We start from the raw sequence: 14,468 nt of genomic DNA, 5'->3' as shown, positions 1-14,468 counted from the left end.
GGGCCCGGGTCGCTCAGTCGTCGAAGGAGATGAGCCGGATCGTCCGGGCGCCGACCGAGGCGCCGATCGGCTCCAGCACCGCCGGGTCGATCTGGCGGTCCACCCGCAGGAGCATGACGGCGTCGGTGCCGTCGGTGGTCTGCGAGATCTGGGCGGCCTCGATGTTGACCGCGGCCTCCCCCAGCAGCGACCCGACCCGGCCCATCACGCCGGGGCGGTCGGCGTACTCCAGCAGGACGACCTCGCCCTCGGCACGCAGGTCGAAGTGCCGTCCGTTGATCTCGACCAGCTTCTCGACCTCGGCCCGGCCGGTCAGGGTGCCGGACACGGTGACCTTCTCCCCGTCGGGCATGGCGCCGCGCAGCTGCACCACGCTGCGGTGGTTGGCGCTCTCCGGGCTGGTGGTGATCTCCACGGTGACCCCGCGCTCCTCGGCGAGCTGCGGCACGTTCACGAACGTCACCTGGTCCTCGACGACGTGGGTGAACACCCCGCGCAGCGCGGCCAGGCCGAGGACCTGGACGTCCTCGGTGGCCAGCTCGCCCGCGACGTCGACGGTGACCGAGGTCGGGGTGCGCCCGGCGACGGCGTGCAGGGTGGTGCCGAGCTTCTGCACCAGCGGCAGCCAGGGCCGGACCTCCTCGCCGACGGCGCCGTGGATCTGCACGTTGACCGCGTCCGGCACGAACTCCCCGGCCAGGGCCAGCTGCACCGAGCGGGCCACGTCGGTCCCGGCCCGGTCCTGCGCCTCGGCGGTGGAGGCGCCCAGGTGCGGGGTGACGACGACGTTCTCCAGCTCGAACAGTGGGCTCGACGTGGTCGGCTCGGTGACGTAGACGTCGATCCCGGCGCCGCCGACGTGCCCGGAGCGGACCGCCTCGGCCAGGGCGTCCTCGTCGATCAGGCCGCCGCGGGCGGCGTTGACGACGAGCACCCCCGGCTTCGTGAGCGCGAGCTGGTCCTTGCCGATCAGCCCGAGGGTCTCCGGGGTCTTCGGCAGGTGCACGGTGATCATGTCCGCGGTGCGGAGCAGGTCGTCGAGGCCCATCAGCTCGATGCCGAGCTGCGCGGCGCGCGACGGCGCGATGTAGGGGTCGTAGGCGACCAGCGTCATGCCGAACGCGGCGAGGCGCTGCGCGACGAGCTGCCCGATCTTGCCGAGCCCGACGATGCCGACGGTCTTGCCGCCCAGCTCGACGCCCCCGTAGGACGAGCGCTTCCACGCCCCGGAGCGCAGCGCGGCGTCCGCCGGCGGGATGTGGCGCGCGGTCGCGAGCAGCAGCGCGATGGCGTGCTCGGCGGCGGAGACGATGTTCGAGGTCGGGGCGTTGACGACCATCACCCCGCGCGCGGTGGCGGCGGGGACGTCGACGTTGTCCAGGCCGACCCCGGCGCGGGCGACGACCTTGAGGCGGCCGGCCGCGGCCAGCGCCTCGGCGTCGACCCGGGTGGCGGACCGGACCAGCAGCGCGTCGGCGTCGGCGAGCGCCGCCAGCAGGGCGGGGCGGTCGGTGCCGTCGACGTGGCGGATCTCGACGCCGTCCCCGAGCAGCTCGACGGCGGAGGGCGCGAGCGTCTCCGCGAGCAGGACGACGGGACGGTGGTCGGTGGCTGCGGTGCTCACGGTGTGCGAGTGCTCCCCGAGGTCGGTGCGCGAACGTCGACCATCCTAGGACCGCGGGGGCCCTCGTGGACCCGGACGGGCGGACGGGTCGCCGCGCGGCACCCCCACCGGACGCGCGAAACCCCCGCCCGGTGTCGCCGGTACGGGGGTTCCACGTCGCCTGGTCCGGATGGGTGCGTCCGGGCCCGGGCATCCGCGGGCCGTCTGGGGCCCGCGCGATTCATCCTGCCGGACGCGTCCGGCAGTGGATCACTTGGCCTTCTCGCCGACCCAGCTCATCAGGCCGCGGAGCTTCTCGCCGACCTGCTCGATCGGGTGCTCGGCGCCCTGCTGCTGCAGCTTGGTGTAGTTGCCGCGGCCGGCCTCGTCCTCGGCCACCCACTCGCGGGCGAAGGTGCCGTCCTGGATCTCGCCCAGGATCTTCTGCATCTCGGCCTTGACCGCGGGCGTGATGACGCGCGGGCCGCGGGTCAGGTCGCCGTACTCGGCGGTGTCGGAGATGGAGAAGCGCTCGTTGGCGATGCCGCCCTCGTACATGAGGTCGACGATCAGCTTGAGCTCGTGCAGGCACTCGAAGTAGGCGATCTCCGGGGCGTAGCCCGCCTCGGTCAGCACCTCGAAGCCGGTCTGGACCAGCGCGGCGGCACCGCCGCAGAGGACGGCCTGCTCACCGAACAGGTCGGTCTCGGTCTCCTCCTTGAAGGTGGTCTCGATGACGCCCGCGCGGGCGCCGCCGATCCCGGCCGCGTAGGAGAGCGCGAGCGCCTTGGCGTTGCCCGAGGCGTCCTGCTCGACGGCGATCAGGGCGGGGACGCCCTTGCCGTCGACGAACTGGCGGCGGACCAGGTGGCCCGGGCCCTTCGGCGCGACCATGGCCACGTCGACGTTCGCCGGGGGCTTGATCAGCTCGTAGCGGATGTTGAAGCCGTGGCCGAAGAACAGCGCGTCGCCGTCCTTGAGGTTCGGCTCGATGTCCTGGGAGTAGATGAAGCGCTGCTTGGTGTCGGGCGCCAGGACCATGATCACGTCGGCCCAGGCGGAGACCTCGGCCGGCGTGCCGACCTCGAGGCCCTCGTCGGCGGCCTTCTGCCGGGACTTGGAACCCTCCGGCAGACCGATCTTCACCTCGACCCCGGAGTCACGCAGGGACAGCGAGTGCGCGTGCCCCTGGGAGCCGTAGCCGATCACGGCGACCTTGCGGCCCTGGATGATCGACAGGTCGGCGTCGGCGTCGTAGTAGATGTTGACACTCATGGCTCTGGGACGGTTCCTCTCGGAGGTTGTGTAGCGACGACTGTCTAGCGGACGGCCGCGGCGGTGATGGACCGGGGGCCGCGGCCGACGGCCACCATCCCGGACTTCACCATCTCGCGGATCCCGTAGGGCTCCAGCATGCGCAGGAGCGCGTTGAGCTTGTCGGCCGACCCGGTGGCCTCGACCGTGACCGCCTCCGGGGAGACGTCGACGACCTTGGCGCGGAACAGCTGCACGGTCTCGACGACCTGGCTGCGCACCGTGGCGTCGGCCCGGACCTTGACCAGCAGCAGCTCGCGCTGCACCGAGGCGTCCGGCTCCAGCTCGACGATCTTGATGACGTGCACAAGCTTGTTGAGCTGCTTGGTGACCTGCTCCATCGGGAGCTCGTCCACCTCGACGACGATCGTCATGCGGGAGACGTCGGGGTGCTCGGTCGGACCGACCGCGAGCGAGTTGATGTTGAACCCGCGCCGCGAGAACAGCCCGGAGACCCGGGCCAGGACACCCGGCTTGTCCTCGACCAGGACCGAGAGGGTGTGGAGCTCGCTCACTTCTCGCCCTCCAGGGCCTGCTCGGTGACGTCGGCGACCGCGTCGACCGACGCGGCCAGCTCGTCGTGCTCGAACTCCGGCCGGATGTCGCGCCGGACGTTGATCTCGTCGTTGCTCGTGCCCGCGGCGACCATCGGCCACACCTGGGCGTCGGCACCGACGACGAACTCCACGACGACCGGCCGGTCGTTGATCTCCATGGCCTGGTGGATGACCCGGTCGACGTCCTCCTTGGACTCGACCCGCAGTCCCTCGCAGCCCATCGCCTGCGCGAGCATCGGGAAGTCCGGGATGCGCAGCTTGTGGGTGTTGAGGTCGGTGTTGGAGTACCGCTCGCCGTAGAACAGGTTCTGCCACTGGCGGACCATGCCGAGGTTGCCGTTGTTGATGACGGCGACCTTGATCGGGATGCCCTCGATCGCGCAGGTGGCGAGCTCCTGGTTGGTCATCTGGAAGCAGCCGTCGCCGTCGATGCACCAGACGACGGCGTCCGGCTCGCCGACCTTGGCGCCCATCGCGGCCGGGACCGCGTAGCCCATGGTCCCGAGCCCGCCGGAGTTCAGCCAGGTCCGCGGCTTCTCGTACTTGACGAACTGCGCGGCCCACATCTGGTGCTGGCCGACGCCCGCGGTGTAGATCGCGTCCGGCCCGGCGATCGCGCCGATCCGCTCGATCACGTACTGCGGCGAGAGCGCCCCGTCGGTCGGCTCGTCGTAGCCGAGCGGGTAGCGGTCGCGCAGGCCGCCGACCTGCTTCCACCAGGACGACAGGTCCGGCTCACCGTGCTCGGCGCGGTCCGCACGGACGGCCTCGACCAGGTCGGCCAGGACCTCCTTGCAGTCCCCGACGATCGGCACGTCGGCGCGCCGGTTCTTGGAGATCTCCGCCGGGTCGATGTCGGCGTGGATGATCTTCGCCCCGGGGGCGAAGCTCTCCAGCTTGCCGGTGACCCGGTCGTCGAACCGGGAGCCGAGTGCCACCAGCAGGTCGGACCGCTGCATCGCCGCGACCGCGGCGACGGTGCCGTGCATCCCGGGCATGCCCAGGTGCAGCGGGTGGCTGTCGGGGAACACACCGCGCGCCATCAGGGTGGTGACGACGGGCGCCCCGGTCAGCTCGGCCAGCTCCCTGAGCTCCTCGGCGGCCTCGGCCTTGAGGACACCGCCGCCGACGTAGAGCACCGGCTTGGCCGACTCGCGGATGAGCCGGGCGGCCTCGCGGATCTGCTTGCCGTGCGGCCGGGTCGTCGGCCGGTAGCCGGGCAGCTGCAGCTCCGGGGGCCAGGAGAACGTGGTCTGCTCCTGCAGCACGTCCTTCGGGATGTCCACCAGGACCGGGCCGGGCCGGCCGGTGGACGCCAGGTGGAAGGCCTCGGCGATCGCGCGCGGGATCTCCGTCGCGTCGGTCACCAGCATGTTGTGCTTGGTCACCGGCATGGTGATGCCGGTGATGTCGGCCTCCTGGAAGGCATCGGTACCGATCAGCGGCCGGGTCTGCTGACCCGTGATGGCCACCAGCGGCACCGAGTCCATGTGGGCGTCCGCGATCGGGGTGACCAGGTTCGTGGCCCCCGGCCCGGACGTCGCCATGCAGACCCCGACCCTGCCGGTGGCCTGCGCGTAACCGGTCGCCGCGTGTCCGGCGCCCTGCTCGTGGCGGACGAGGATGTGGCGCACCTTCGTCGAGTCCAGGAGCGGGTCGTAGGCGGGCAGGATCGTCCCGCCGGGCAGCCCGAAGACGACCTCGCAGCCGATCTCCTCGAGCGAACGCACCAGGGACTGGGCGCCGGTCATGGGCTCGTCCACGATGCGCGGACCGGGCACGGTGGTCTCACCGGGTGCCGGGGCCGCGCTGCGGGACGTGCCGGAGGCCGCGGACCGGCCGGGCGGCGGGCCCGGCTTCGGGCCGGACGAGCCGGGCTTGGCGGGGACGGTGGTCATCTGGGTCTGCCTCGCTGGAGATCGTGTCGATCAGATGCCGGACATGGGCTGAACTCGGAGCTGGACATGAAAAAACCCCCGCCGCCCGGTACTCCGGGCGCTGCGAGGGTGAGCGCGTCGTCGTTCGAGAAGGTCGAACTCAGGCGACGACGCGCCCAAGAAGTACGAGAATTCGAACGGCGAACATGCATCGACGCTAGCACGCGTCCCACGGACGGAGTCAAACGACCCCACCCGTCCGGGCCGTGGGGTCACGGTCCGGATTTGTCACACTGGGGTCGTGAGCAGCACCGACGACCGCGCCGTCCCCGCCGACCCCACCTCTGCCGAGCCGCAGTCGGCCCCGGGGGCGTCCCAGCAGGTGGACGGCGAGCTGGCGTGGACCCCCCGGGTCCGCGACGAGGGCCGCAAGCTCCGCGTGGGCTCGCGCGCGCTGGTGTTCAAGCCGAGCCGGCTGACCATCTTCGCCATCCTGGTCGCCGTCGTCGGGTCGACGCCGCTGGTGTTCAGCCTGCCGTGGTTCTGGGTCGCGCTGGTGGCCCCGGTCGCGGCGATCGCCTGGATCCTGCGGGTCCGCACCACCGTGGACCCGGACACGCTGACCGTCCGCGGCGCGTTCTCCTCCCGCACCGTGGACTGGGACGACGTGCGCGGTCTGCGGATCGGCTCGCGCTCGCGGGTCAGCGCGGTGCTGGGCGAGGACGACGACCTCGTCCTGCCCGCGGTGCACGCGCGCGACCTGCCCGCGCTCTCGGTCGCCAGCGGCGGCCGGTTCGCCGACCCGGCCGCGGTGGGCGACGCGGAGGATCCGGCCGAGGGTCACTGACGCCCGTCGCGGGGCGTACGGTTGCGGGCGATCGGCCCGCCGGCCGGCGGGACGCGACCCGCCCCGCCGCCGTCGCGCCGCACCCCCCGGGCGGCTCGTGCGCACGCTCCGCGACGCGCCCACCGGGGTCCCTCAGGAACCACCACGGAAGACCCGGCTGGAGAAGACCGATGCCCGCCCTGCGTTCCCGCGTCACCACCCACGGTCGCAACGCCGCCGGAGCGCGTTCGCTCTGGCGCGCGACCGGGATGGGCGACGACGACTTCGGCAAGCCGATCGTCGCGATCGCCAACTCCTACACCCAGTTCGTGCCCGGCCACGTGCACCTCAAGGACATGGGAGACCTCGTCGCGGGCGCGATCAAGGAGGCGGGCGGGGTCGCCAAGGAGTTCAACACGATCGCCGTCGACGACGGCATCGCGATGGGCCACGGCGGGATGCTCTACTCGCTGCCCAGCCGCGAGATCATCGCCGACGCGGTGGAGTACATGGTCAACGGCCACGCGGCCGACGCCCTGGTGTGCATCTCCAACTGCGACAAGATCACGCCGGGCATGCTGAACGCCGCGATGCGGCTGAACATCCCGACCGTGTTCGTCTCCGGCGGGCCGATGGAGGCCGGCAAGGCGGTCGTCGTCGGCGGGGTCGCGCAGGCACCCACCGACCTGATCACCGCGATCTCGGCGTCGGCGTCGTCCGAGGTGGACGACGCGGGTCTCGCCGAGGTCGAGCGTTCGGCCTGCCCGACCTGCGGGTCCTGCTCCGGGATGTTCACCGCGAACTCGATGAACTGCCTCACCGAGGCGCTCGGGCTGTCCCTGCCGGGCAACGGCTCCACCCTGGCCACGCATGCCGCGCGCCGCGAGCTGTTCCTGAACGCCGGGCGCACCGTGATGGACCTGGCCACCCGCTGGTACCGCGACGACGACGCGTCCGCGCTGCCCCGCAACATCGCCACCCGCGAGGCGTTCGAGAACGCGATGGCGCTCGACGTCGCGATGGGCGGCTCCACGAACACGGTGCTGCACATCCTGGCCGCCGCGCAGGAGGGTGAGATCGACTTCGACCTCGCAGCCATCGACGCGGTCTCCCGCCGGGTGCCGTGCCTGAGCAAGGTCGCGCCGAACTCGGACTACCACATGGAGGACGTCCACCGGGCCGGTGGCATCCCCGCACTGCTGGGCGAGCTGTGGCGAGCCGGGCTGCTCAACACCGGGGTGCACACGGTGCACTCGCCGTCGCTGGAGCAGTGGCTCACCGAGTGGGACATCCGGTCGTCGGCCCCGTCGGAGACCGCGGTCGAGCTCTACCACGCCGCACCGGGCGGGGTCCGGACCACGCAGGCGTTCTCGACGGAGAACCGCTGGTCGAGCCTGGACACCGACGCCGCGGGCGGCTGCATCCGCGACCTGGAGCACGCCTACTCCGCCGACGGCGGGCTCGCCGTGCTGCGCGGCAACCTGTCGATCGACGGCGCCGTGATCAAGACCGCCGGCATCCCGGAGGACATCTGGGAGTTCGAGGGCCCGGCCGTCGTCCTGGAGAGCCAGGAGGACGCCGTCTCGGCGATCCTGAAGAAGGAGATCAAGCCCGGCGACGTGCTGGTCATCCGCTACGAGGGCCCCTCGGGCGGGCCGGGCATGCAGGAGATGCTGCACCCGACCGCGTTCCTCAAGGGCGCCGGGCTGGGCAAGGTCTGCGCCCTGATCACCGACGGCCGCTTCTCCGGCGGCTCGTCGGGCATCTCGGTCGGCCACGTCTCCCCCGAGGCGGCCGCCGGCGGCACGATCGGCCTGGTGGAGAACGGCGACCGGATCCGGCTCGACGTCCGCGCCCGGTCGCTGGAGCTGCTCGTCGACGCCGAGACGCTCGCCGACCGGCGCGCCAAGATGGAGTCCTCGGAGCGGCCGTGGCAGCCCGTCGACCGGCAGCGCGTCGTGTCGAAGGCGCTGCGCGCCTACGCCCACATGGCGACCAGCGCCGACACCGGTGCGGTCCGCCGCATCCCCTGACCCGGCACGCACGACGGCCCCGGTCCGCCCTCCTGCGGACCGGGGCCGTTCGCGTCTAGGTTGGTTGTCATGGCTACCGGAACCGGCCTCGGAACCCGTCGACTCGGCGATCTCACCGTCTCTGCCCAGGGCCTGGGCTGCATGGGCATGAGCCAGGCCTACGGCGACACCTCCGACCGTGCCGAGTCGATCGCGACCATCCACCGCGCCCTCGACCTGGGCGTCACCCTGCTCGACACCGCGAACGTCTACGGCGACGGCGCCAACGAGGAGCTCGTGGGCGCCGCGATCGCCGACCGCCGCGACCGCGTGGTCCTGGCGACGAAGTTCGGCATCGTGCGCGACGCGCAGGGCAACCAGGGCGCGCAGGGCGACCCGGCCTACGTCCGGCGGTGCGCCGAGGAGTCGCTGCGCCGCCTGGGCGTCGACCACATCGACCTCTACTACCAGCACCGCGTCGACCCGGACACCCCGATCGAGGAGACCGTCGGCGCGCTCGCCGGGCTGATCGAGGAGGGGAAGATCCGCCACTACGGGCTCTCCGAGTGCGGCGCGGACACCGTCCGCCGCGCCCACGCCGTGCACCCGCCCGCCGCGGTGCAGTCGGAGTGGTCGCTGTGGACACGCGGCATCGAGGAGTCGGTCGCCCCGACGTGCGCCGAGCTGGGCGTCGGCGTCGTGCCGTTCTCCCCGCTCGGGCGCGGCTTCCTGACCGGCGCGATCACCTCGACCGGGCAGCTCGGCGAGGGCGACATGCGCCGCGGCCTGCCCCGCTTCTCCGACGAGAACATGGCCGCGAACCTGGCCATCGTCGAGGCGCTCACCGCCGTCGCGCAGCGCCGCGGGGTCACCGCCGGGCAGCTCGCGCTGGCCTGGGTGCAGAGCCGCGGGGAGCACGTCGTGCCGATCCCGGGGACCAAGCGGCGGACCTACCTGGAGCAGAACGTCGCGGCCGCCGCGCTGGAGCTGTCCGCGGACGAGCTGGCCGAGATCGAGGCGGCCGCTCCGGCGTCCGCGGTGGCCGGGGAGCGCTACCCGGCGCACCTGCAGCGCAACGTCGGCCGCTGAGCAGGGATCCCGGTCACCGTCTCGGCCGGAGGCGGCGGCCGCGGCGCGGCGCTGCCCCGCGGCCGGGGTGGGGTGACGAGGCGGACCCGATGTTTGCCGGTCCCCCCGCGACGGACATCCGTCGGGCAGGAGCGCGATCCGCGCCACCCCGCGACGGAAGGACACCATGACCGCCTACGTGACCACGAACCCCGCCACCGGGAAGACCGAGAGGACGTTCCCCGAGCTCGACGACGCGGCGGTCTCCGACGTCCTGGGCCGCGTCACCGACGCCTACCCCGGGTGGCGCGCGACCCCGGCCGCCGACCGGGCACAGATCCTGGTCCGGGTGGCCGAGGCCTACGAGGCCCGCAGCGACGAGCTGGCCGCGCTGATCGCGACCGAGATGGGCAAGCCCGTCAAGGAGGCCGCGGGTGAGGTCGCGCTCGCTGCGTCGATCTACCGCTGGTACGCCGAGCACGGCCCGGACCTGCTGACCCGGGAGACCCTGGACCCGCAGGGTGCGCAGGAGTCGGTGGTGCAGACCGAGCCGATCGGACCGCTGGTCGGGGTCATGCCGTGGAACTTCCCGTACTACCAGGTGGCGCGGTTCGTCGCGCCGAACCTGGTCGTCGGGAACACGATCGTCCTCAAGCACGCCCCGATCTGTGCCGCCTCGGCCGAGGTGATGGACGAGATCTTCCACACCGCGGGCGTGCCCGACGACGTCTACGTCAACGTCTACGCGACCAACGAGCAGATCGCCGACATGATCGCCGATCCGCGGATCCAGGGGATCTCGCTGACCGGCAGCGAGCGGGCCGGTGCCTCGGTCGCCGAGACGGCGGGGCGCAACCTGAAGAAGGCCGTCCTGGAGCTGGGCGGGTCGGACGCGTTCATCGTCCTCGACGACGCCGACGTCGCCCGCACCGCGAAGGTCGCCGCCCGGGCCCGCCTGATGAACGGCGGCCAGGCCTGCAACTCCCCGAAGCGGATGATCGTGCCGACCGACAAGGTCGAGGAGTTCGTGTCGGTGCTCGTCTCGACGTTCGAAGCCACCGAGCACGGCGACCCGACCGACTCCGGCACCCGGCTCGGCCCGCTGTCCTCGGTCGCGGCGCGCGACGGCGTCGCCGAGCAGGTGCGTCGCGCCGTCGAGCAGGGCGCCACCCTGCACACCGGCGGCGAGGTGCCCGACGGCGACGGCGCGTTCCTCCGCCCGGCCGTGCTGACCGGCGTCACGAAGGACATGGACGCCTACTCCGAGGAGATCTTCGGGCCGGTGGCCGTGGTGTACGGCGTCGACTCGGTCGACGAGGCGGTCACGCTGGCCAACGACGTGAGCTACGGGCTCAGCGGGTCGGTGTGGAGCGGCGACATCGAGCGCGCGCAGGAGATCGCCGACCGGCTCGAGGTGGGCATGGCCTACGTCAACGAGCACGGCACGACGCTGCCCGGGCTGCCCTTCGGCGGGGTGAAGCGCTCCGGCTTCGGTCGCGAGCTGGGCCGCTGGGGCATGGGCGAGTTCGTCAACACCCGGCTGCGTCGCACCGCCAAGCCGAAGGGCTGAGCCGAGGGCCCGGCCACCGCCCGTGGCGGGATCAGCCGCGGCGGGCGGTGACGAGCAGGTCGCCCAGCTCGTCGAGGGCCGCGGCGGCGACCCGGACCATCGAGGCGACCCGGTCGGGGTCCTGGTGGTCGGCGGCGAACGGCAGGTACTGCACGTGCGCCGCCGCCCGCGCCCACGCCGTCTCCACCGCGACCAGGGCGGGCGGGTCCGGCGCGCCGAGCGCGCCGGACAGGGTGTCCCGGTAGACCGCGGGCACCGGCGCCGACGGCGCGTCGGCCGGGCCGTCGGGCGGGGGTGCGGCCAGCACCACGACGTCGAGCGACCCCACCGCGACGCGGGCGTTGCCCCAGTCCAGCAGCACCGCACCGGCCGGACCGGCGACCACGTTGCCGCGGTGGGCGTCGCCGTGGCACAGGGTGCGGGGCAGGGCGCGCAGCGCGGTGCGGGCGCGGTCGTCCCCGGCCCAGGCCACGACGGACGCGGCCGCGGTGTCGTGCCCGGCCGCCCTCAGCCGGTCCGCGGCGTGCCCGCACAGCCGCGCCCACCAGGCGTCGTCGACGACGGGGACGCCGCGCGGCCGGTTGCGCCGCCAGTGCGCGTGGACCAGCGCGAGGGTGCGCCACACGTCGTCGGGTACCGGGGCCCCGACCGGCAGCGGCGCGCCGGGCTCGTGGTCGAGCAGCACCCAGCCGTCGCCGGAGCCGAGCATCCGGGGCAGCCGGACGGGCCCGTTCACCACCGCGACCGCACGCAGCGCGGCCGTCTCCACCGCACCGGTCCGCTTCAGGACGACCGCGGTGCCGTCGTCGAGGTCGATCCGCTCGGCCCCGCCGGAGGCGTACCCGCCGGTCAGCGGCGTGCGTGCCCGCACCGCGAGGTCGCGACGGCGGCGACGGGCGAGCGGGCGCAGCCAGGCGTCGTCGGCAGGGGTCACCGGCGCAGCACGAACAGGACCAGCAGCGCCACCGCGACCGCGACCAGCAGCGACAGCACCGACCACGGCAGCGGGCGTCGCTGGTAGGTACGCCCGGCGTCGAGGGCGATCCGCCCGGCCCCGGCGAACACCAGCGCCGCGGCCCCGGCGCCGAGCAGCAGGTCCAGCTCCAGGGAGTTCGCGCCGTCCGAGGCGAACAGCGGCACCGACAGGGCCGGCACCAGCGCCACCACCACGGCGACGCCCTTGGTCGCGAGCAGGCCCGCCGCGGCGAAGGGCGTCAGCAGCCCCAGCACGAGCAGCACGCCGAGGACCAGCTGGCCGACCGCGAGCACCCAGGCCAGCGGGCCGGCGAAGGACGTGAACCCGGCGTCGGCGAGCGCGGTCGCGCTGGCGTCGAGGCCGATCCCGCCCGCGACGCCGAACAGCTTGCGTGCGCCCGCCGCGGCGAAGGACGCCCCGACGACCAGCCGCAGCACGAGCAGCCCGATGTCGGAGGAGAGGTGGGCGGGGACCGGCATGCGCTCCGGACGGGTCCTCTCCGCCGGTTCGTCGCCGGAGATGTTGCCCCAGTCGTACTGCTGCGTGGGCCCGCTCATGGTCGGCGACAGTACCGGCGCGCGCCTAGTAGGCGCCGGTCACGAGGTTCGGCGGCGCGTCACCGGCGGCGAACGCCGCGAGCTGCTCGGCCGCGACGCCGTAGGCGCGGCGCATCGCCAGCGGCACGCTGCCGCCGACGTGCGGGGTGAGCAGCAGCCCGGGCGCCGACCACAGGGGGTGGCCCGCGGGGAGCGGCTCGGGGTCGGTGACGTCGACGGCGGCCCGGATCCGTCCCGAGGCCAGCTCCGCGACCAGCGCGTCGGTGTCCACGACCGGCCCGCGGGCGCCGTTGACGAGCAGCGATCCGTCGGGCATGGCGGCCAGGAAACCCGCGTCGACCATGCCGCGGGTCTCGTCGGTGAGCGGGACGATCAGCACGGTCGCGTCGTGGTGCGGCAGCAGCGCGGGCAGCTCGTCCCAGCCGTGGACGCCGTCGCGGGCGGTGCGCCCCACCAGCGCGGTCTCCACCTCGAAGGGCTCCAGACGGGCCCGGGTCTTCTGCCCGACGTCGCCCGCCCCGACGATGAGGATCTTCTTGCCGGCCAGCTCCTCGGTCTGGTGGTAGTCCCACTCGCCGCGGTCCTGGGCACGCACGAAGCGGTCCAGGTGCCGGTAGACGGCCAGCAGCACCGACACCACCCACTCGGCGGTGGCGCCGCCGTGCGCGCCGCGCCCGTCGGAGAGGCCGACGCCCTCCGGCAGCCGGCCGATCCACGTCTCGGCACCCGCGGTGAGCAGCTGCACCAGCTCGAGGTTCGGGACCTGCTCGATGATCCCGACGGCGTCGGAGCCCGCCAGGAACGGCGCGACCAGCACGCGGGCGTGGGCGGCCTCGTCGGGCAGCGGCTTCTCCGGGTCGTAGACGACCGGGGCCAGCCCGTCCACACCGGACAGGATCTCGGCTCCGACGGTGTGCGGCACCAGGACGGTCACGGGGCTGCTCATGGCGCCCGACCGTACTCACCGGGCACTCACCTCGCGGGCCCTAGCCTGGTTCCTCGTGACCGCCCGGCTGCTGCTGATCGTCGCGACGCTCGTCGTGCTGCTGGGCGGCTGCGCCACCTTCCCCGACGCGGGCTCCCGCGACTGGCGCCCCCAGGCCGAAGGAGAGGGCGAGCTCGGCGGGCCGCCGCAGGTGGCGCCGGAGGAGCGGACACCGCCGCCGAGCGGCGCGCCGTCGCCGCAGCAGCAGGGGGCCGCGCCGGCGCCGCAGCCGTGTGTCGACCCGGACCCGCAGGTCGTCGCCGCCTGCCTGGGGCCGGTCGGGGCGGTGGCGGTGCTCCCGCAGGGCGACCGCGCACTCGTCGCCGAGCGGCGGACCGGGCGGGTGCTCGAGGTCCGCCGCGACGCCACCCCGCAGCCGGTCGCGACCGTGCCGGTCGACCCGGCCGGCGGGCTGACCGGGCTGGTCCTGTCCCCCGGCTACGCCGAGGACCGCCTGCTCTACGCCCTGTCCGAGGGACGGGTCTGGCGGATCGCACCCGGTGAGGCACCGAAGCCGGTGCTGGAGGGGCTGCCGCCGGGCGGGGCGCTGGCCGTCGACGCCGACGGCTCCTCGCTGCTCGTCGCCACGCCCGCCGGGGCGGGCCCGCTCGCCGGGGCGGTGCTGCGGATCGACACCCTGGGCCGTCCGGCCCCGGGCAACCCCGACCGTGCCTCGCCGGTCCTGGCCCGCGGGCTCACCGCGCCGGGCGGGGTGTGCGTCGACCCCGCGGCGCGGACCACCTGGGTCACCGACCGCACCCCGGGGCGCGACGTCCTGCACCGCGTCACGCCGGGCACGCTCGGTGCGCCCGCCTGGACCTGGCCGGACCGCCCGGGCGTCGCCGGGTGCACGGTGCTGCCGGGCGCGGTCGTCGTCGCGCAGAGCACCGGCAGGGCGCTGTTCGTGCTCAACCCGGGCGCCGAGGGCACCTTCACCGGCGACCCGAAGCCGGTCCTGGAGGGCACCTACGGCCGGATCGGCCCGGTCACCCTCGCTCCGGACGGCCTGCTGTGGCTGGGGACGGTCAACCGCGACGGCGGCTCCCCCGGCGCCACCGACGACCGGGTCGTACGCATCCAGCCGCCGACCGGCGGCGGCGCCAGCGCCATCTGACGCCGCCCG

Annotated in this window: 12 protein-coding genes; 5 read left to right on the top strand and 7 right to left on the bottom strand. The window is 73.8% G+C overall.

Annotated features, from left to right (window positions below; translation table 11 throughout):
* Positions 1-13 precede the first annotated feature (13 nt).
* The 4 genes from serA to KPF22_RS08150 form a co-directional block, all read right to left on the bottom strand.
* Positions 14-1,624 (bottom strand): phosphoglycerate dehydrogenase, encoded by a 1,611-nt coding sequence (serA, locus tag KPF22_RS08165; protein WP_208819686.1) that lies wholly within the window; start codon positions 1,622-1,624, stop codon positions 14-16.
* A 249-nt stretch (positions 1,625-1,873) separates the two neighbouring features.
* Entirely contained in the window at positions 1,874-2,878 is a 1,005-nt protein-coding gene (gene ilvC, locus KPF22_RS08160) for a ketol-acid reductoisomerase (RefSeq protein WP_208819684.1), read from the bottom strand.
* Between the two features lie 44 nt (positions 2,879-2,922).
* On the bottom strand, positions 2,923-3,432 hold the full coding sequence (ilvN, locus tag KPF22_RS08155; protein ID WP_062397155.1) for an acetolactate synthase small subunit: 510 nt from the start codon (positions 3,430-3,432) through the stop codon (positions 2,923-2,925).
* Positions 3,429-5,372 carry an acetolactate synthase large subunit gene (locus KPF22_RS08150; RefSeq protein WP_179761992.1) on the bottom strand — a complete coding sequence of 648 codons (1,944 nt, stop codon included), beginning with the start codon at positions 5,370-5,372 and terminating at the stop codon, positions 3,429-3,431. The genes ilvN and KPF22_RS08150 overlap by 4 nt, the downstream gene beginning before the upstream one ends.
* 280 nt (positions 5,373-5,652) lie before the next feature.
* Here KPF22_RS08150 and KPF22_RS33010 point away from each other — a divergent pair, with 280 nt between their 5' ends.
* The 4 genes from KPF22_RS33010 to KPF22_RS08130 all read left to right on the top strand — a co-directional run bounded on the left by KPF22_RS33010 (position 5,653) and on the right by KPF22_RS08130 (position 10,827).
* Positions 5,653-6,198 (top strand): PH domain-containing protein, encoded by a 546-nt coding sequence (locus KPF22_RS33010; RefSeq protein WP_208819683.1) that lies wholly within the window; start codon positions 5,653-5,655, stop codon positions 6,196-6,198.
* Between the two features lie 170 nt (positions 6,199-6,368).
* Positions 6,369-8,210, top strand: a complete 1,842-nt coding sequence (ilvD, locus tag KPF22_RS08140; protein ID WP_062397159.1) for a dihydroxy-acid dehydratase — start codon at positions 6,369-6,371, stop codon at positions 8,208-8,210.
* Between the two features lie 69 nt (positions 8,211-8,279).
* Complete coding sequence (locus KPF22_RS08135; RefSeq protein WP_208819681.1) at positions 8,280-9,278, top strand: aldo/keto reductase; 999 nt, start codon at positions 8,280-8,282, stop codon at positions 9,276-9,278.
* A 166-nt stretch (positions 9,279-9,444) separates the two neighbouring features.
* Entirely contained in the window at positions 9,445-10,827 is a 1,383-nt protein-coding gene (locus KPF22_RS08130) for an NAD-dependent succinate-semialdehyde dehydrogenase (RefSeq protein ID WP_062397164.1), read from the top strand.
* Between the two features lie 31 nt (positions 10,828-10,858).
* Here KPF22_RS08130 and KPF22_RS08125 read toward each other — a convergent pair whose 3' ends face one another.
* The 3 genes from KPF22_RS08125 to KPF22_RS08115 are packed head-to-tail and all read right to left on the bottom strand — an operon-like array spanning position 10,859 to position 13,306.
* Entirely contained in the window at positions 10,859-11,761 is a 903-nt protein-coding gene (locus KPF22_RS08125) for a phosphotransferase (RefSeq protein WP_208819679.1), read from the bottom strand.
* The gene (locus tag KPF22_RS08120; protein WP_224401631.1) at positions 11,758-12,360 is read right to left on the bottom strand and encodes a DoxX family membrane protein; all 603 of its coding nucleotides are present in this window, start codon (positions 12,358-12,360) and stop codon (positions 11,758-11,760) included. The genes KPF22_RS08125 and KPF22_RS08120 overlap by 4 nt, the downstream gene beginning before the upstream one ends.
* Positions 12,361-12,385: 25 nt before the next feature.
* Positions 12,386-13,306 carry a 2-hydroxyacid dehydrogenase gene (locus KPF22_RS08115; RefSeq protein WP_224401630.1) on the bottom strand — a complete coding sequence of 307 codons (921 nt, stop codon included), beginning with the start codon at positions 13,304-13,306 and terminating at the stop codon, positions 12,386-12,388.
* A gap of 55 nt (positions 13,307-13,361) precedes the next feature.
* Between KPF22_RS08115 and KPF22_RS08110 the strand changes: the two genes are divergently transcribed.
* The gene (locus KPF22_RS08110; protein ID WP_224401629.1) at positions 13,362-14,459 is read left to right on the top strand and encodes a glucose dehydrogenase; all 1,098 of its coding nucleotides are present in this window, start codon (positions 13,362-13,364) and stop codon (positions 14,457-14,459) included.
* Positions 14,460-14,468: the final 9 nt, after the last annotated feature.

The organism is Pseudonocardia sp. ICBG1034 (assembly GCF_020131375.1).
Lineage (GTDB): Bacteria > Actinomycetota > Actinomycetes > Mycobacteriales > Pseudonocardiaceae > Pseudonocardia > Pseudonocardia alni.
This window is presented reverse-complemented; position numbering and strand designations above follow the sequence as displayed.